15 protein-coding genes are annotated in these 18,298 nt (G+C 47.3%); 8 read left to right on the forward strand and 7 right to left on the reverse strand.

Annotation, left to right across the window (positions count from 1 at the left end):
* The first annotated feature begins 471 nt into the window (after window positions 1-471).
* The 4 genes from QZ918_RS30340 (at window position 472) to glmS (ending at window position 4,342) form a co-directional block, all read left to right on the forward strand.
* Entirely contained in the window at window positions 472-1,377 is a 906-nt protein-coding gene (locus QZ918_RS30340; protein ID WP_293342113.1) for a CoB--CoM heterodisulfide reductase iron-sulfur subunit B family protein, read from the forward strand.
* Window positions 1,378-1,640: 263 nt separating this feature from the next.
* Entirely contained in the window at window positions 1,641-1,886 is a 246-nt protein-coding gene (gene psaC / locus QZ918_RS30345) for a photosystem I iron-sulfur center protein PsaC (RefSeq protein WP_015175986.1), read from the forward strand.
* Window positions 1,887-2,066: 180 nt separating this feature from the next.
* A complete protein-coding gene (locus QZ918_RS30350; RefSeq protein ID WP_293342115.1) occupies window positions 2,067-2,267 on the forward strand; it encodes a hypothetical protein in 201 nt (66 codons plus the stop codon).
* Between the two features lie 131 nt (window positions 2,268-2,398).
* Window positions 2,399-4,342, forward strand: a complete 1,944-nt coding sequence (glmS, locus tag QZ918_RS30355; RefSeq protein ID WP_293342117.1) for a glutamine--fructose-6-phosphate transaminase (isomerizing) — start codon at window positions 2,399-2,401, stop codon at window positions 4,340-4,342.
* 213 nt (window positions 4,343-4,555) lie between these two features.
* Here glmS and QZ918_RS30360 read toward each other — a convergent pair whose 3' ends face one another.
* Window positions 4,556-6,178 carry an O-antigen ligase family protein gene (locus QZ918_RS30360; protein WP_293342118.1) on the reverse strand — a complete coding sequence of 541 codons (1,623 nt, stop codon included), beginning with the start codon at window positions 6,176-6,178 and terminating at the stop codon, window positions 4,556-4,558.
* 45 nt (window positions 6,179-6,223) lie between these two features.
* On the reverse strand, window positions 6,224-7,069 hold the full coding sequence (locus tag QZ918_RS30365; RefSeq protein ID WP_293342120.1) for a YaaW family protein: 846 nt from the start codon (window positions 7,067-7,069) through the stop codon (window positions 6,224-6,226).
* A 255-nt stretch (window positions 7,070-7,324) separates the two neighbouring features.
* Here QZ918_RS30365 and QZ918_RS30370 point away from each other — a divergent pair, with 255 nt between their 5' ends.
* Window positions 7,325-8,392, forward strand: coding sequence for an NAD(P)/FAD-dependent oxidoreductase (locus QZ918_RS30370; RefSeq protein WP_293342140.1), 1,068 nt, complete (start codon window positions 7,325-7,327; stop codon window positions 8,390-8,392).
* A gap of 122 nt (window positions 8,393-8,514) precedes the next feature.
* Window positions 8,515-8,997, forward strand: coding sequence for a GNAT family N-acetyltransferase (locus QZ918_RS30375; RefSeq protein WP_293342122.1), 483 nt, complete (start codon window positions 8,515-8,517; stop codon window positions 8,995-8,997).
* Window positions 8,998-9,092: 95 nt separating this feature from the next.
* Here the strand turns inward: QZ918_RS30375 and QZ918_RS30380 are convergent, their stop codons facing one another.
* Both QZ918_RS30380 and QZ918_RS30385 read right to left on the reverse strand, forming a co-directional pair.
* Entirely contained in the window at window positions 9,093-9,977 is an 885-nt protein-coding gene (locus tag QZ918_RS30380) for a Uma2 family endonuclease (RefSeq protein WP_293342124.1), read from the reverse strand.
* A 475-nt stretch (window positions 9,978-10,452) separates the two neighbouring features.
* Window positions 10,453-11,382: a polysaccharide deacetylase family protein gene (locus tag QZ918_RS30385; protein ID WP_293342126.1), complete on the reverse strand. Its 930-nt coding sequence runs from the start codon at window positions 11,380-11,382 to the stop codon at window positions 10,453-10,455.
* A gap of 235 nt (window positions 11,383-11,617) precedes the next feature.
* Between QZ918_RS30385 and QZ918_RS30390 the strand changes: the two genes are divergently transcribed.
* Entirely contained in the window at window positions 11,618-11,782 is a 165-nt protein-coding gene (locus QZ918_RS30390) for a hypothetical protein (RefSeq protein WP_293342128.1), read from the forward strand.
* Here the strand turns inward: QZ918_RS30390 and QZ918_RS30395 are convergent.
* Both QZ918_RS30395 and QZ918_RS30400 read right to left on the reverse strand, forming a co-directional pair.
* Complete coding sequence (locus QZ918_RS30395; RefSeq protein WP_293342143.1) at window positions 11,779-13,365, reverse strand: bifunctional pantoate--beta-alanine ligase/(d)CMP kinase; 1,587 nt, start codon at window positions 13,363-13,365, stop codon at window positions 11,779-11,781. The genes QZ918_RS30390 and QZ918_RS30395 overlap by 4 nt on opposite strands.
* A 222-nt stretch (window positions 13,366-13,587) precedes the next feature.
* On the reverse strand, window positions 13,588-14,697 hold the full coding sequence (locus QZ918_RS30400) for a septal ring lytic transglycosylase RlpA family protein (RefSeq protein ID WP_293342131.1): 1,110 nt from the start codon (window positions 14,695-14,697) through the stop codon (window positions 13,588-13,590).
* A gap of 751 nt (window positions 14,698-15,448) precedes the next feature.
* On the opposite strand from QZ918_RS30400, the gene purM reads away from it, so the two are divergent.
* Complete coding sequence (purM, locus tag QZ918_RS30405; protein WP_293342134.1) at window positions 15,449-16,477, forward strand: phosphoribosylformylglycinamidine cyclo-ligase; 1,029 nt, start codon at window positions 15,449-15,451, stop codon at window positions 16,475-16,477.
* Between the two features lie 350 nt (window positions 16,478-16,827).
* Here the strand turns inward: purM and QZ918_RS30410 are convergent.
* On the reverse strand, window positions 16,828-18,298 hold a 1,471-nt coding region (locus QZ918_RS30410), incomplete at its 5' end, for a calcium-binding protein (RefSeq protein ID WP_293342137.1).

The following is an 18,298-nucleotide window of genomic DNA, read 5'->3' on the forward strand; positions in this document are numbered from 1 at the left end:
CATATACTTTACACCTTTATTGATAAGTTAGATTTAGACCGGAATTTCATTTTAAATCACCCTAACCTTCCGGAGCGTCCTATCCTATGGTACTCTCGCTGCTTAAAAACTGTCCGAAGTATTGTTGCTTAATGCTAATATCATATCATTTCCGCGACTAAGAGCTGGCGATCGTGCTTAACTTTTTTACCCAAATCACTGCCATGCGATCGCCCAAAAGTCAGTAATTGCTTTATCGATCGCTTAACTATTACTTTTACCTGGCGATCGCCAATAACTTCTCTGGACTCAACAAATTGATATCAGCTCGATCTGGATTCTGGATCCTCATCGATAATAATTGGCTAAAACTAGGTAAGGATATGGAGAATGAAAACAAAACAGGAAGCATCCCAACTTCGTTAGCGCAGCCCTCGAAGAGGATCGCCCTTCTGTCTTGTCCCTTGCCTTGTCTCCCCACCAGCAACAATTATGCCATCCCCAAATCTAAAATATGCTTACTTTCCCGGTTGTGTCGCCCAAGGGGCCGCCCGCGAACTTTACCTGTCTACCCAAGCCCTGACTCAAGCCTTGGGCATCGAACTGGTGGAACTCAAAAAAGCTTCCTGCTGTGGTTCTGGCACTTTTAAGGAAGATTCGCAGTTGCTCGAAGATACTGTCAATGCCCGCAATATTGCCTTGGCTGAGCAACTAAATCTGCCTTTGCTCACGCATTGCAGCACTTGTCAAGGGGTAATCGGTCATGTGGACGATCGCCTCAAGGAATCCCAAAAGACCGATCGACCTTACCTCGAAAAAGTCAACGGTTTGCTGGAAAAACAAGGCTGTTCCCCCTACCAAGGCAGTACGGAGGTGAAACATCTGCTGTGGGCAATAGTCGCAGATTACGGTTTGGAGGAGGTGCAGAAGCGAGTCACTCGAAAGCTTTCGGGTTTGAAGTGCGCGGCTTTTTACGGGTGTTACCTGCTGCGAGCTCAGGAACATCTGGTTTACGATGACCCGCACCAACCGGAATCGATGGAAAATGTGTTTCGGGCGATCGGCGCAACTCCGGTTTACTATCGAGGACGGACGCAATGCTGTGGTTGGCCGCTGGCGAGTTATGCCACTAACCAATCATTTCAAATGGCTGGCAAACATATTGTCGATGCTCTTGACAACGGTGCTGATTGCATGGTGACTCCTTGTCCGCTTTGTCATTTGAATTTGGATTCGCGCCAGCCGGAAGTGGAAAAAGTCATCGATCGCAAATTGGGTTTGCCGGTGCTGCATTTACCGCAATTGGTGGCTTTGGCTTTGGGTGTGGAGCCGAAAAAACTAGGACTCGACAGACATATTGTTTCCACAAAGCCCGTATTGGAAAAGTTAGGCTTTTAGTCGTTTATAAAAGTTCGATCGTTCGGACTTCAGTCCTTTCTAACTCGGATAGGACTAAAGTCCGAACGATCGAACCTAGTTACAAAGCACTCCAAGTGCGATCGACTGTGAAGTTTTGTCGCTTTTTCGCGAAGTGCTTCCAAGCACTGCGGTAGACTAGCCTTTGATTCTCTGTGCAGGCTATAGCGGTGGCACCTCGCCGTCAAATCTGTTAATTCGCAGAGCCAGCAAATTTTTAGTGACTCGTTGGGAGCCTTTATTCAATGTCTCATTCAGTCAAAATTTACGATACCTGCATCGGCTGCACTCAATGCGTCCGCGCTTGTCCGACTGACGTTTTGGAGATGGTGCCCTGGGATGGCTGCAAAGCAGCTCAGATTGCCTCTTCTCCCCGCACCGAAGACTGCGTAGGTTGCAAGCGTTGCGAAACAGCTTGCCCTACCGATTTTCTGAGCATCCGGGTTTACCTGGGAGCAGAAACCACTCGCAGTATGGGTCTAGCTTACTAAATATCGATCGAACTGTCGATCGAGTTACGAGCACAGGAGAGGGGGCGATTAAATTGCCCCCTCTCTTTTTGTCGCGGAATCTGCATTCTGCGACAGGAAGAAGGTAAACAGTTGACAGTTGACAGTTGATAGTTGACAGTTTGAGAGCGACCTCTACCTCGAAGGAAGAGGATTGGAGTAATGAATAGTCTTGTTTTAATTTCTCCCTCAAAGACTTGGGGCTTTCAACCAATTGTTTCTGGTAATAAAATTTTGGATTTTGGATTTTGGATTTCGGATGACCAGCAACAAACGGACACAAGCCCCCGACGCGTCAGGATTGGAAGCAAAATTTTAGATCCTAGTTCCAGCTTCCATATTCTATGGGAAAGTCAAATCTAAAATTTAAAATCTAAAATCGACTGAGTATCATGGTTGGGAGCTTCCCAACAGTTGCATTCTTTTTTGCAACTGGTGTAAAAATAATAAAAGTTGGGTTTTATTGCGATCGCTAAGCAGGAGTAGTACTTTAAATGTGCGGAATCGTTGGTTATATCGGCACGCAAGCAGCAAGCGAGATTTTGCTATCAGGATTGGAGAAACTGGAATATCGAGGTTACGATTCATCAGGCCTCGCCACTATCTCCGAAGGAAAAATTACCTGCATCCGAGCAAAAGGCAAATTGCACAACCTCCGGGAAAAACTAGCAGAGATAGACTCTCCCGCTCCCATCGGTATCGGACACACCCGCTGGGCAACTCACGGCAAACCAGAGGAATATAACGCTCACCCTCACCTAGATAATAGCGGGCGAATTGCCGTAGTTCAAAATGGAATTGTCGAAAATTATCGCGAGTTGCGCGAAGAATTGAAAGCCAAGGGACATAAATTTGTCTCGGATACGGATACAGAAGTTATCCCTCATTTAATAGCTGAAATTTTCCAAGAAGGAAGAAGGAAAAACGAAGAAGGAAGAAGGAAGAAGGAAGAAGGACAAGATCCAACAGCAGAGGAAATTACTGAGTTGTCGTTTTTGGACGTGGTTTCAAAAGCCGTAAATCGGTTAGAAGGAGCTTTTGCGATCGCCGCGATTTGTGCAGATTTTCCAGACGAAATAATTGTCGCCAGACAGCAAGCTCCTTTGGTGATTGGCTTTGGTGCAGGCGAATTTTTCTGCGCTTCCGACACGCCAGCGTTAATATCTCACACCCGCGCTGTTTTGTCCCTCGAAAATGGCGAATTGGCAAGACTAACTCCGATGGGAGTAGAAGTTTACAGCTTTGCAGGGCAAAGGCTGAAAAAAACTCCGCGCCTGCTCGGCTGGAATCCGGTTTCTGTCGAGAAACAGGGCTTCAAGCACTTCATGCACAAGGAAATTTACGAACAGCCGGCAGTCGTTCGAGCTTGTTTGGAGACTTATTTAGACAGCGATTGGCAGCCCGGAAATCCAGGCTCTCCCATCAATCTCAACTTGCCAAAAGAACTTTGTGCCGATGTCGAACAAATTTCGATTCTCGCCTGCGGAACGAGCTGGCACGCCTCGCTAATTGGCAAATATTTGTTGGAACAGTTAGCTAATATTCCCACGGCTGTGCAGTACGCTTCTGAGTACCGTTACGCGCCCGCACCGCTGACAGCAAATACTTTAATTATTGGGGTAACTCAGTCGGGAGAAACGGCGGACACGCTGGCTGCTTTGGGGATGGAACAGCAGCGTCGCGCGGCTTTTACCGATAAATTTCGATCGCGAATGTTGGGCATTACTAACAGGACTGAAAGCTCGATCGCCCACATGATGCCGCACATTATCCACACCCACGCTGGGATAGAAGTTGGCGTTGCCGCAACTAAAACTTTTGTAACTCAGTTGATGGCTTTCTATTTCTTAGCTTTGGATTTGGCGCACCAGCGGCAAACCATCAGCACGGAGAGATTGGCAGAAATTATTACTGGTTTGCGCCAGTTACCAGCCCAAATCGAGAAGTTTTTGGAGATTCAAGAACAGTATGTCGAGGAATTATCCCACCAGTTTACTGAAACCCAAGATTTTATCTTTTTAGGGCGGGGAATTAACTTTCCGATTGCGTTAGAAGGGGCTTTGAAACTGAAGGAAATTAGCTACATTCACGCTGAAGGATATCCCGCCGGAGAGATGAAACACGGCCCGATCGCCCTTTTGGATGCTAAAGTGCCTGTAGTGGCGATCGCAATGCCCGGAAGCGTCTACGAAAAAGTCCTTTCCAACGCTCAGGAAGCCAAGGCCCGCGACGCCCGTTTAATTGGCGTTACGCCGAAGCAAGGCGCGGCGGAAGCTGATATTTTTGACCACGTTTTGCCGGTACCTTTGGTGGATGAATTGTTGTCGCCAATTGTGACAGTGATTCCGCTGCAATTGTTGGCTTATCACATTGCCGCGCGCCGAGGTTTGGATGTGGATCAGCCGCGCAATTTGGCCAAGTCGGTGACGGTGGAATAATAATTGACAGTTGACAGTTGTCATTAGTCATTAGTCATTAGTCATTAGTTATTAGTTATTAGTTGTTCGCTCTAATAACCAACAACCAATAATATCAAGCCCGGTCGATTACCATAATAAAAAAGGTTCGTAGTGAGGACTTTAGTCCGCATCCATAGAAGGACTAAAGTCCTCACTACAAACTCCGAGAGCGTTCGATCGGACATGATATAATTACTCATGCCCGATGCCCGATGCCCGATTCCCTATTCCGCAAATCGCCGCCAACAGCAGCCAGCTTATAGTATTAACCCGCAAATCAAACAGCGTCACGTCTACAGTGTTAAACAGCGTACAGGCGGCGAAGGCTAATAAATAACTGAAGAAAATTAGGCGATCGGCATTTTCGACATCTTGACAAACCACCTGATTTGTGCTGGTAGATATTGAATTGCGATCGAGAACTAAATTATTTTCTGGTACTTCCAGAGTTGCTATTTGCTCCTCTTTAATATCCACACCAGCAACCGGCCAATTCGCCAACAGCAAAACACCTCTAGCCAAAACCCAGCCAACTAAACCAAATAACAAAAGCGTTGTCGGCAATCCCGTTTCCGCAGCCAACATCAACATCAAACTGTGAGGATGACCCAGCCATTCGTGCATTCTATCTTGATAGAGAGGCGTAAAATTTCGCAGTCCCCAACCAGTCCAAGGACGCTGCTGAGCCATCGACCAAGCAAATTCCCATTGAGTAGTTCTCAAAGTAGCAGTCGGGCGATTTGGAAACATTTCATCCGTGAGTCTCGCCCAGAAAAAAGCCGGGATAATTATTCGTAAATATTGCCGCAGCGGTTCCGGGCCAAACGCCGACAAAAACACTGCACCCACCGCACTAAAAACCGCAGCTAATATTTTTTTATAACCCGCATAAAATGCAAAACCCAAAACTGCCAAAACTGCCAATCCCCAAGCATTCCGAGAATTAGTGAAAATCAAACAAACAGCATTTCCTGCTACTGCAAAACTTAAAAATAGGAATTGGGAATTGGGAATTGGGCATTGGGAATTGGGCATTGGGAATTGGGAATTGGGCATTGGGCATTGGGCATTGGGCATTGGTAATTGGGAATTGGGAATCGGTAATTGGTTATTGGGCAAATCTCCCCCTCTCCCTCTCTCCCCCTCTCCCTTCTTCCCTCTTCCTTCTTCCTTCTTCCTGCCAACTGACAACTGACAACTGACTTCTTCCATCCACAATCCGAGTGTTAAAATAAAAGCAATTGTTAAATAGCAGGCTAAAATATTAGCGTACATGAATACAGAAGCCATGCGGCCGGGGGGATTGCCTTTTGGTTCCAGTACCCAGCCAAAAACAGGCTGCAATTGATCGATGCCGCTCCAACCTAAAAATTGCTGTCCCAAACCCAAAATTATTACGGGAATTGCACTAATTGCTATTATCCAAGACAACTGTCGCAACTGAGCCGGAGTTTGAATTAAACTGCTGAAAGCAGCAAACAATATAAAGAATGGCCAAAAATTGCACAGGCCTAAAACAGCCTCGATACGGTTGTTGGCAAAAATCGTCGTGATGACTAGCAGCACGCTCAAAATTGCGAATCCTCGATTCAGCGGGCTGCGGCAGATTTGCCGGAACTTTTGCTGACAGGTACCGGCTAATCCCAGGAATATTCCTAAAGCTCCCAAAATCGGAATTGTCGGAAAAATTAGAATTCCGATTTGAGCGAAATTCCAAGGGATTTGCAGGCGGCGATCGGGATGTTTTTGCAGGTGAGAATTGAGATTTTTTGCTGTCTGTTTTGCAGCTAATTTCCACGTTTTTTTGATATTCACCCCAACTCCCAATTATTCAATTCTTCCATCCAAAATCCAACATCGCTAGGCTAGTTCCCAAACGCATTCCGATCGCGTTAAGCGAATTTGAGCCAAGGCAAAAATGGTCGGGATAATGCGCCCGTAGTTCGTAGAAATCGATCGCCAACCCAAATCTGCTAAAAACCAAGTCCACATCACCGGGCCGAGCAATGAAAACACGCTCCGCGTTGCACCGTAACGAGCAGCACTGACTGCCATACCGCGCCGCGCCGTCTGAATTGCGACATAATTTTGAAATTGGGTTGCTGCGGTTGCAGTCCCTGCGATCGCTACTTGTGTGGCCATTTGATAGGTAGCAAAGTGCAGCGCAAATTGATTGGCCATCAATTTCAGCAACATGGGTTTTAAAATTGAACTAACGGCTAAAGCACTGCCACCTTTGAACAGCAAACCGAGCGGGTCTTTTTCAGCAGAAATTGGCAACGGTTCAGAAAGTTTAGCATCGACAATTGCTCGCTGTACGCGCACTGTCAGGGCTTGCTGTTCGTCTTTGGGTAAACGCTTCCAGGTGCGGCCCATTAAATGCAGAAATACTTCTGCCTCTAAGTCGGTGGTTGACAACTGTTTGGGATAAGGGATTTTGAGATAGCGGCAAACTTGAATTAGTGCTTGTCTGTAAGTTACTTGTTCGGTTCGCCCTCTGAGTACCGTCAACCCGTCGGCTGCAAGGTAGCGAAACCTTTGTTCTACGGCATCTAGCCATGCTTCGCGATCGCGACTTTGTACGTCTATGGGTGCGGGGGTTTGCACGTAATCTAAAGGGTTAAACTTGCGACTGAACAGAAGTTCGGTTAGTTGCTGCAATTCTTCTTCTGTTGTCAATTCTAGTGCTGCTCTGAGTTCGTCCAAGATTTTGCCCTCCCGTATACCATTTTAGATTTTAGATTTTAGATTTTAGATTGTCCCTGAGTTGCGCGCTTTGGAAGTTGCCGATCGCTACATTTTTTTTAACTAATCTTACCTGTCGATTATTTTACTACCTGGCGGAGGGCGATGGCTTACGCCCCGCTACGGCTTTCGGCTTTTATGTTTGTGGTGCAGAGCATCTTTTGACCCGCAGCCTTTATGCTGATTGGTAAATCAAAAATACCTGACAGTTTAACTATGTTCGATGTTGTGGCGATCGGTGCGGGGATGGCGGGGCTGATTTGTGCTCGACAGTTGCGTCTGGCTGGCTATTCTGTGGCGGTTGTTGAGAAATCTCGCGGCCCCGGCGGACGAGTCGCTACTCGCCGCGTACATGGCACGAGGGCCGATCACGGAGCTCGCTATTTGGAGCCGCAGGGGGATGCGGTGCAGGCGTTAATTGATGTTTTGGTCGATCGGCAGATCCTGCAACTCTGGACGGATAGCGTGGGAGAATTCCGACAAGGAGAAATATTATCTATCCCTAGTTCTTGTTATGTCGCACCTGCTGGGATGAATGCTGTCGGTAAGTATATCGCAGAGGGTTTAGACGTTTGGTACGGCCGCCGAGTCAAAGCGATTTCTCGTACTGAGAGTGAAATGTGGCATCTTGCTCTGGAAGTTACCGACGACAATTTAGAGCTACCTCAAGAATTAATTGCTAGGGCTGTGGTGGTGGCAATTCCTGCTCCTCAAGCTTTAATGTTTTTGGATACAGAACTTGGTTTTTCCTCTGATTTTCTTGACAAATTGCGCTCTGTAGAATACGACGCTTGCATTACAGTTATGGCTGGCTATCCTGCTGCAAAACAGCAAGATTTAAGCAATTTAAATCCGCAGTGGAAATCGGTTGCTTTTCCCGATGATGCTGATTTAGGTTGGATTGGTTTGGACAGCAGCAAGCGGCTAGACTCCCAGCAGCCGGTGTTTGTGGTTCACAGTAGCGGTGATTTTGCCGATCGCCATCTCGAATCAGTTGATTTGCCAACCGTAGGACAGCAATTGCTCGATCGGGCTTCCGAACATCTAATCCCTTGGCTGAATCAGCCGGAATGGTTGCAGGTTCACCGCTGGCGCTATGCTTTTTGTCGGAATCCTTTACCTGTTTCTTGTTTGGTAGCCCAAGAAACTTTGCCGTTGGTGTGTGCGGGGGATTTGTGCGGGGAAGGTCAAATTGAAGCTGCTTTGCGATCGGGAGTTGCTGCGGCTGTTTGGGTTGATTCTCAGTTGCAAGATTTGCCCTTAGATTTCAGTGTGAATTCGTAAGCCCAAGTGCATTTAACTTGTAGGGTAAAGTTTAACAAAAGTCCTGTGGGGTGGGCGTCTCGCCCGCCCTAAACATACAATTTAAGTATGCGACAGCTTCGTGAAGATTTACAGCAAAGCAAATGGTTGAGATTAAACGAATCGGGCAGCATCAAATTGAACAAGCTAAGCAAGTAGTTAAGGCGGTATCTCTAGAAATTTGGCAGGGCGTATTAACCGAGGATGAGTTGAGTCGCTACGATTCCATGTCTGATATTGACAATGTGCGATCGCACTATTTCGACAATAACGGCACATTTTTGGTATTGGTCGATCGCGAAAAGGTTGTAGGCACCGGAGCAATCCGAAAACTCGATCGTGAAATCTGCGAACTCAAGCGGATGTGGTTTCTCAAAGAGTATCGAGGACAGGGATTAGGCTGGAAAATGGCTCAAATACTCTTTGATTTCGCACTCGCAGCAAGTTATCGAAAGATTAGGCTTGACTTAGCAAACGAAGAGCGACAACCAGAGGCACTCAAATTTTATAAGAAGCTTGGCTTTTATCCAATTGATAGATACAACGATAGTTCATGTCTTGTATTTATGGAGAAGTTGTTGCCATAAACTTCTGACAAAAAATACAGTCAAGAACAGGCAAGATGCCTGTTCCACAATAATTCTGGAAGAACTATCATAGTTAAGGAGAAAGAAGCAGAGCTTTATCCCAAACGCTGCACATCCTCGACTGACAGCGAAAGCGCTTGGGCAACTTGTTCGACAGTCAAACCCATTCCCAGCAGTTGGGGAATCGCATCTCGTTGTGTTTGCTCAGCGCGCTCAGCCCGCTGGCTTTCAGCTTCAGCCCGCTGACTTTCAACTTCAGCCCGCTGTCGTTCCTGTTCGGTATGGAGGCGTTCGAGTCGAGCTTGCTCGCTCCCCGTCAGCAACAAATTCCCATCACTATCCCACCAGCGCAACCACCGCTGTGTCTGATTTTGATAGCTGCCTTCCCATAGGCCTAACTCTACACCCATGCGGTCGATCGGGTAATGTCCGCGATCGTTCGGTTCCAATCGCTGATAGCAGCCGTTCACCCAGTTGTAGACTTCGAGTTGGCTAGTTTTAATTACATAGATGGCGTAGTAGGGAATGCGGATAATCTGTTCGTATACCCAAAACTTCCCTGGTTTCTGAGTAGTACCTTCTGGTAAACGAGATAAAGGTGTATTGTCTCGTTCTTCGGAACCATTTCCACTGGCAAACTCGATCGCAATTATTGGCACCATATACTCGCGCCAAATCACGTAAGAGCGACGAATTTCGCCGTCCACGAGGGGCCCAACGTTAGGGACGTAGAACCAGTCAGGCGCTTCGGCACCCTTTTCTGGTGGGTCGGTTTCGCGCCAGTAGATGCCACAATCTTGCCCGATCGCATATTGTCCGTCAGGATGAAGAGTTTGCAGCGTGCTTTCTAGGGAGTCCGTGAGCAAAATGCTCTGGGGATGCTCTTGGAAATTTTTCACAAAAGTACCGTCAGATTCTGGGAGTTGAGTGTGATCGGGGAAGGCGGGGGGTATGCCTGTCGCACTGAGACGTTGGGTCATGGCTGATACGCGATCGACAAGTGCGATCGGACTGGTGCTCTATTACAACAGCATAGCGACTGTCGATCGATTTGTGCAGGGGAATAAGGAATAACGAAAAAGGGAAATGGAATTAAAGCAATCAAGAACCATATAGTAACCGGGCGCAGTAGGTTTGTAGTGAGGACTTTAGTCCTTTCTTCTATGAGGGGTAAAGTCCTCACTACGAACATATCAGTAGGTTTGTAGTGAGGACTTTAGTCCTTTCTTCTATGAGGGGTAAAGTCCTCACTACGAACATATCAGTAGGTTTGATCCTTCGGACTTTAGTCCTTTCTTCTATGAGGGGTAAAGTCCTCACTACGAACATATCAGTAGGTTTGATCCTTCGGACTTTAGTCCTTTCTTCTATGAGAACTAAGGTTATTTAATTGTGATGGATATATCGATTTGTCAAAAATGGAAAAATGGTGATTAATTCCACTATCCCATGTTTTTATTTTTGTGCTGTCTCCTGCTTCTTTAAAACTTGTTCTTGCATCCGCAATAACTCTGGAACTGTTACAAATTTGTACCCTTCCTTTCTGAGTTTAGCAATAATATCCGGCAAAGCTTCTACTGTTCTCGCTCGATTGCCGCCGCCGTCGTGCATCAACACAATGCCACCCGAATTTGCCTGACGCATCACGTTGTCCATCAACGATGTGGAAGTCCGCCAATCTAAAGAATCAGCAGACCACATCACAACAGCATAATTTCTTTTTTGAGCATAAGCTGCTAATCCATTGTTTAAAATGCCTCCTGGCGGCCGGAACATTGATGTTTTGACGCCTGTTACTTCCTCAATTAATGATGACGTGCGATCGATCTCGCGAGCAGCGGTTGTTTCGTTATATTGAATGTATTGGTGGTTCCAAGTGTGGTTGCCGATCGCGTGACCTGCTGACGCAACTTGTTTGCCAAGTTCGGGATATGTTTGCAGGTATCTTCCTACAAAAAAAAATGTAGCCTTAATATTGTTTTTCTTGAGAATCTCTAGGATTTGTTTAGTAGTTGTCGGCCAGGGCCCGTCGTCAAATGTCAGGGCGATCGCCTTGTGCTGTTCGTCCAGTTTTGCCTGACGCAGCATGGTACCTTTAAACTGGGATGGTAGGGATGATTGAAAACGAGTTTCCTGCTGTTGAGCTAGGGCTTGTTGGGAAACTTCAACTCGATGGGCGATCGCTCCTGCGATTCCACTAACATTAGATATCAGTTTTGGTTCTGGCGAGGATACTGCCAAGACTTGCGGCTGTCTCGGTGGCGCTGGTTGATTGGCGCGCAAGTTCATCGGCAACGTTACACCCAGCAAAAAACTGCCCGCAGCAGCCAGAAAAGCAACGATTAATTTTTTTCGCCGCCTCAAAAGCCGTTTGATATTTATCACGTCATTAATCTCCTTCACACCTTGAATAATTAATTCTAGATTTTATGTTGATCTCAGTTAGTTCACTTTAGTAAATAATCTTAAATCAGATTATCCCTAGAAATCTTACTCCAACTAACCGATCGCGGGGAAGTCCGGCAGGATTAACAAGTTTAAGAATTTTCAGCGAGATTTCCCCTAACCGATCAAAACGAGGAATAGTGGCAATCTTCCGGAAGGTAGTTACCAGAAAGAATTGGTTGAAAGCCCCAAGTCTTTGAGGGAGAAATTAAAATCCGACTATTCATTACTCCAATCCTCGGACTTAATGGTAGAGGTCGCTCTTCTTCGGTCAACTGTTAGCTGTCAACTGTCAACTGTCAACTGTCAACTGTCAACCGCCCCAGCGCCTTCAAATTAACTTTTAGGGCCGGTTCTCTCTTGATACAAGCCGACAATCCGATCGATAACTTCGTCAACAGTCAGATTATCTGTTTGAATTTCCACAGCATCAGCAGCTTTACGTAAAGGTGCGATCGGGCGAGTGCTGTCCTTGGAGTCTCGCAGAGCGATGTCTTGTTCTAACTGGGCCAAACTAATATTAGCCCGATCGGCGTCTTTAAGTTCTAACATCCGCCGGCGCGATCGCTCTTGTACCGAAGCCGTCAAATAAATCTTCAATTCCGCATCGGGAAAAACATTAGTTCCTATATCGCGGCCTTCTGCCACAATCCCACCTTTGATACCGCAGCGCCGCTGTTCATCTACTAGAAACTGGCGCACAGCCGGAATTGCCGCCATTTCCGAAACGCGAGATGTCACTTCCAAACTGCGAATTTCCTGGGTTATGTCTTCGCCGTTAATCTTCAGCATAAAAGATGCCGGATCGAGATTGTATTCCAAATAGCTGTAACTAATTAATTCGGCGATCGCACATTCGTCCGACATCGGCGTGTTTGTTTTCAAAGCTAACCAAGTCAGCGCCCGGTACATCGCGCCGGTATCCAGATAAAACAAGCCCAAAGCTTTTGCTGCTTGGCGAGTTACGGTAGATTTGCCAGCGCCCGCCGGGCCGTCGATCGCCACAATTGGCCTGCGGTTCCTGAGAATTATATTATCAATCAAGCGAGTAGAACCAACTCTGGCTGCTACGGCTAAAAGTCCTGCTGTTTCCACCACCTCCAACGGCATCAGAGTGTCGGGATCGACAAGTTCGGCGTATTCGAGCTTAACTTCGGGTTCTCTAGCGACTTCAGCGCGGGCGGCAGCGAGTGCGGCGGTCGAGGTTCGGTCGCCTGAAGCAAAAGTTTTTGAGGCTTGTTGCAGCGCGCGGTAGAGGGCGCAGGCTTGCTGTTTTTGCTCTGTTGTTAAATACTGATTTCGTGAACTCATTGCTAGCCCTGATTCTTCGCGGACGATCGGGCAAGCAACAATCTCTACAGGCAAGTTAAAATCCCAGGCCAGTTGGCGGATAATTGCTAGCTGCTGGGCGTCTTTCTGACCAAAATAAGCTTTTGTCGGCTGCACCAAACTCAAAAGTTTGGTAACAATTGTCGCGACGCCTTGAAAATGACCGGGCCGAGACTTGCCGCACAACACCGATGTCATCGCGGGTGGCGGGACTACTTGAGTTAAGGATGAAAGTTGAGTTTGTGTTGGGGCGGTTTTGTCGGTTGCTGTGCGATCGCCCCCTGGGTTCCCAAACATTTCTGTGGCTGGGGGAGCAAAAATTGCATCAACGCCAGCTTGTTCGCACAGCAGCCGGTCTCGATCCAAATTTCGGGGATAATCTTGAAAATCTTCTGTCGGGCCAAATTGCAGCGGGTTGACAAAAATGCTGACTAGGACGATCGCATTGTCTTGTCTTGCCCGCTGGATCAAGCTGAGATGTCCGGCGTGCAAAGCTCCCATCGTCGGCACCAAACCGACTGTCACGTGAGGTGCAGCAGACTTTTGTGAATTTAAGTAGCAGCGAAGTGCTGCAATGCTAGTAAACAGGCGCACCGGTAGACTCTCCTGAAGGCATTCGGCAGAATGCAGAATTTTGTTTGTCCGAATTTGTTCGATCGTACATCTTGCACGGATGTTAGCAACAAACTCGCCTGCATCTGGACTCGACGAGTCCAAGATGTCAGTTTTATTCTACTTTCTGCTTTCTACACTGCGGATAACTTATTTATTGTGCTGTCAACTGTCAACTGTCAACTGTCAACTGTCAACTGCTGTTTACTTTTTCGGTTCGATTATTTGGATTTCCACTCTCGCAACGCCGCTGCTGATCATTCCGAGCACGTTGGCTGCGCCGGCAGACACGTCAATCACCCGATCGCCCACGTAGGGGCCGCGATCGTTAATCCGAACTACTACCGATCGGCCGTTGTCAAGATTTCGCACCATGACTAGAGTGCCGAAGGGCAAGTGGCGGTGTGCAGCAGTCAAGGCATTTTGGTTGAAACGCTCGCCGCTGGCGCTGAGGTTGCCATCAAATCCGGGGCCGTACCAGGAAGCCCAGCCGCTGAGCCGCACTTGAACTGGGCCCAAAGATAGCACGGGGGCTTCTGGTTCTGGTTCGGGTTGGCCTGCGACTGCTTCCAAGGGTGGGGCGTTGCCCAGGAGTCGGCGGAGGCGATTGGTTACTTGCAGCGCATCTCGGCTGAAGTTGCTCGTGGTGTCGGGGAGGATGTTTTGAGCGTTGATGCTTACCAAATCCTCGCCGTTTGCCTGGATTATGTAGCGATCGCCTTTTTCCCACTTAACGGTAATGCTGTTGGGATCGATGTTGTTGCGGTTTAGCTGGTTGAGTCTTGCTGCTAAGCTAGATGCCCGCCACATTGGATCTGGTTCGTGATTGCTGGAATTGCTGGCAGTGTTTCCGGCTTTGGAATTTTCTTTTGTGCCGGCTACTTTCAACTGACTGCTACCACTTTTGGTGTTGGTTTCCTGGCTTGAGTTCAGAAAGGTGATGACTGGAATGTTTCGCACGTAGACTGTCGCTGCTTGTCGCCCCTCCAAGTCGTGGGGCTGAATTTTGACGATCGAGTCTTGGTCAATGTCAGCTCTTGCTTGGTACTGATACTGTCCAACTTTTTGTGCTTCTACCCGAGTTGCGTTTAACTGCGGGGACGGTTGGGTGGCAATTACTTGCTGCTTGGAACCCTGAGAGTCTGGCTTCAGAGCGTCTGTCGCTTGTGCGTGACAAGAAGATGCCGTTCCTACCACAGGAACTAACAGGACAGCGAGTAAACCACCAACAAATTTTTCCTTCATACGTCCATTTTTGTGAAGAGCCATTGCCAACCGAGATTGGAGGATTGGCCATTTGGCGGCAGGCGTCAAGGATTTTTCTCGATCCCTTCGCCATTCCCCCGTGAGTCAAAGCGCAAAGTATCCGGGTGCGTTTTTGCTGTAATGCTTCAGCCCCAAAAAAATTTGGCTGAAACTTCCCCGATCTTTGACAACTCATACTCGATCCGCAATTTGTGTTTTGGTAACGAACTGCAACAGACTACCACAAACTTTTGCGCTTGGGGATCGCTGTTTCGACACATTTGAGCAATTTTGCTCAGATCTTCTCAGAACTCTGTCTGATAAAATCCTTTAATTGCAGTGGTTACAGCCATTTTCAGGATTCCAGAATTTTTTACAAAAATTTACAAAAAATTTGCGTATTTTATGGTTTCCGAAGGATTAGCCTGAAAAAATCTGTTTGTCAAGTATTAAATGTTGAGTACGCTTAAAAATGGATACTTGGTTTGAGCTCACATCTTGCACCATTTTCAGCAACGCTGCTCAAAGCCCGTTCCTTAAGAAGTGAATTTTCTTGTGGGATGGGCAGGAGAGCCCGTCCATAAAAGGCTAATTGAGAATGGTGCAAGATCTCAGTTTGAATCAAAAATTTTATACTCCTATTCGAGATCCCAGATCCAGATCTCGTTCAACATTGGCGCTTACCTGGAAGTCTCAAATCCCCAATCCCCAATCCCTAATCTCAAATCCCCAATCCCCAATCCAAAATCTAAAATCCAAAATCCAAAATCGACTGACTCTTGGGAATAAACTAAAACTTACAAATGGATTTGGGGGACTTATGGATTATCGAGCAGCAGGCGTGGATGTTGAGGCGGGCAGAGCTTTTGTCGATCGCATCAAAAATACAGTCAAAAGTACCCACCGATCGGGAGTTTTGGGCGGATTCGGCGGATTTAGCGGATTTTTCAGCGTCCCCGAGGGTTTAAAAGAACCGGTGATGGTTTCGGGCACTGACGGCGTGGGAACCAAGTTGAAATTGGCCCACGATCTCGATCGGCACGACACAGTAGGAATCGACTTGGTGGCGATGTGCGTCAACGACGTACTGACATCCGGTGCCGAACCCCTCTTTTTTCTCGATTATTTAGCCACAGGAAAGTTAAATTCTGAACAATTAGCTGGGGTGGTGACAGGAATTGCTGAGGGTTGCAAGCAAGCTGGCTGTGCTTTGTTGGGAGGCGAAACCGCAGAAATGCCAGGTTTTTACCAAGCCGGCGAGTACGATTTGGCTGGTTTTTGCGTGGGAATTGTCGAAAAGAGCAAATTGCTTGACAATTCCCAGGTACGGGTGGGAGATGTGGCTGTGGGGCTGGCTAGTTCCGGTGTGCACAGCAACGGTTTTAGCTTGGTCAGAAAAATTGCGGGCGATCGAGGTTTTGATTGGAATTCCCAACCGGAAAAGTTGGGCGGCAAAACTTTAGGAGAAGTGCTGCTGACTCCGACTACAATTTATGTGAAACCAGTCCTCGAAGCCATTAAGAGCGGTTTAGAAATTCACGGTATGGCTCACATTACTGGTGGCGGTTTGCCGGAAAATTTGCCCCGCTGTTTGGGAGCCAATCAATCTGTGAAAATTAACACCAGTAGCTGGCCGAGTTTGCCAATTTTTGACTGGATTTCTGAGGCTGGCTCTGTGGCGACTGCCGATATGTTCAATACTTTTAATATGGGTATTGGCTTTGTGCTGTTGGTCGATCGCCGGGAAGTCGAGCAGGCTGTTAAATGGTTTGAATCTCAGGGAATTGGTGCGTTTGCGATCGGTGAAGTAATTGACGGTAGTGGAGAATTGGTAATGGGCGTCGATTAATTTTAGTTGCGTGAATTAAAAAAAATCGCCCTTTTTTTTAGGGTCAAATGCTTGACTTTGACGGTTCAACAAAGTATTATTTAATAATGGGAATAGTGGCAATTTTAAAATACAAGTCACCATTCCCATTATCTAAAATATACCACAAAAAATCTGAAAAAATCAATAGGTAAAACTTCCTTTTTTCTGGCAAAATTTTCAATAAGATTGGAAAAAATCCGAGTTGCGTTTCAGCGCTCTTTTCATATATATATATAAGAGAGCGCTGAAGCGCAACAACATACCTTAGAGTAAGGTGCGTAATCCGAACCTAGATAATTAGGTTCTACCTCTAGAAAGGTACAACAAATTTAAATCAAAGTGAAATTTGCTGCATTAATACTGGTAGGCGCAACTCCATTTAAAACAGCTATAGTTTCCCCAGTCGGCACAAACTGGATAGACGTTTTACCGCTGAGTAGAGTAACATTTAATTGCTCGAAAGTCAAGCCATTACCTAACATCAGCCAATCTTTTCCATTCTCAAAATCGGCAATAATATCGCTCCCGGAATTGGTAGAGAGTAAAAAGCGATCGCTGCCAGCACCTCCAATCAGACAGTCATCCCCCAAACCGCCAATCAAAGTATCATTTCCCTCGCACCCGTCTAGCAAATCATTGCCAGCACCTCCAGTCAGACAATCATTGCCAACGCCTCCGCAGAGGGTATCATCACCATAATTGCCGTAGAGAGAATCCTCGCCTCCGCTGCCGAAGATAATATCATTTCCCTTGCCTCCAAAAGCGATATCATTACCTTTGCCGCCGTCGAGAAAATCAGCACCTTCGCCACCAAAAATTAAGTCGTTGTCTTCTTTACCATTTATTGAATCATTGCCGCGATTGCCGAAGATGAGATCTTCGCCTTCACCGCCACAAATTAAGTCATTTCCCTTACCACCTAAAAGGCGATCGTCTCCTTTGTTGCCGTCAATAAAATCATTGCCTCGGTTGCCGTAAAGGATATCGTTTCCTTCACCGCCGTAGAGGTTGTCATCGCCTAAATTTCCATCGAAAATATTCAAGTTTGAACTGCCGTAAAAAGCATCATTTTCCGGTGTACCAAACTGAATTTCACCGCTACCATTGCCGTTGATGGTGTTGTCAAATTGGTTGGGCTGGCTGAGATTTGGATAGTCAATAGCATCGCAAATGCACTCTGGTGCAGCAGGAGAAGGAGAAGGAGAAGGAATTGGACTCGGGCTGGGAGTCTGTAGGGGCGGTGCCCCCGTGCCCGCCCCAGGCGTAGGAGTTGGTGTGGGAGTTTCCGCAGGCGTCGGAGTTGGTGCAGCCGTAGGAGTTGGCGTGGGAGTTTCCGATGGTATCGGAGTTGGCGTTGGTGTCGGAGTCGGGGTTGGCGTGGGAGTTTCCGATGGTATCGGAGTTGGCGTTGGTATCGGAGTTGGCGTTGGTGTCGGAGTCGGGGTTGGAGTCGGGGTTGGAGTCGGGGTTGGAGTCGGAGTTGGTGTTGGTGTTGGTGTCGGAGTCGGTGTGGGAGTTTCCGCAGGCGTCGGAGTTGGTATCGGAGTCGGAGTCGGAGTTGGTGTTGGAGTTGGTGTTGGAGTTGGAGTTGGAGTCGGAGTTGGAGTTGGAGTTGGTGTCGGAGTCGGAGTTGGAGTCGGAGTTGGAGTCGGAGTTGGAGTTGGAGTTGGAGTTGGAGTCGGAGTTGGAGTCGGAGTTGGAGTTGGAGTTGGAGTTGGAGTTGGAGTTGGAGTTGGAGTTGGAGTTGGTGTTGGTGTTGGCGGATTGACGGTAATATTCACGCGATCGACATCTGTTTGA

The organism is Microcoleus sp. CAWBG58 (genome assembly GCF_020883045.1).
Classification (GTDB): Bacteria; Cyanobacteriota; Cyanobacteriia; order Cyanobacteriales; family Microcoleaceae; genus Microcoleus.

Excerpts from the sequence above, each read along its gene's own strand:
- QZ918_RS30340 (WP_293342113.1), top strand. The coding sequence starts at position 472 with ATGCCATCCCCAAATCTAAAATATGCTTACTTTCCCGGTTGTGTCGCC.
- psaC (WP_015175986.1), top strand. The coding sequence starts at position 1,641 with ATGTCTCATTCAGTCAAAATTTACGATACCTGCATCGGCTGCACTCAA.
- QZ918_RS30350 (WP_293342115.1), top strand. The coding sequence starts at position 2,067 with ATGAATAGTCTTGTTTTAATTTCTCCCTCAAAGACTTGGGGCTTTCAA.
- glmS (WP_293342117.1), top strand. The coding sequence starts at position 2,399 with ATGTGCGGAATCGTTGGTTATATCGGCACGCAAGCAGCAAGCGAGATT.
- QZ918_RS30370 (WP_293342140.1), top strand. The coding sequence starts at position 7,325 with ATGTTCGATGTTGTGGCGATCGGTGCGGGGATGGCGGGGCTGATTTGT.
- QZ918_RS30375 (WP_293342122.1), top strand. The coding sequence starts at position 8,515 with ATGGTTGAGATTAAACGAATCGGGCAGCATCAAATTGAACAAGCTAAG.
- QZ918_RS30380 (WP_293342124.1), bottom strand. The coding sequence starts at position 9,977 with ATGACCCAACGTCTCAGTGCGACAGGCATACCCCCCGCCTTCCCCGAT.
- purM (WP_293342134.1), top strand. The coding sequence starts at position 15,449 with ATGGATTATCGAGCAGCAGGCGTGGATGTTGAGGCGGGCAGAGCTTTT.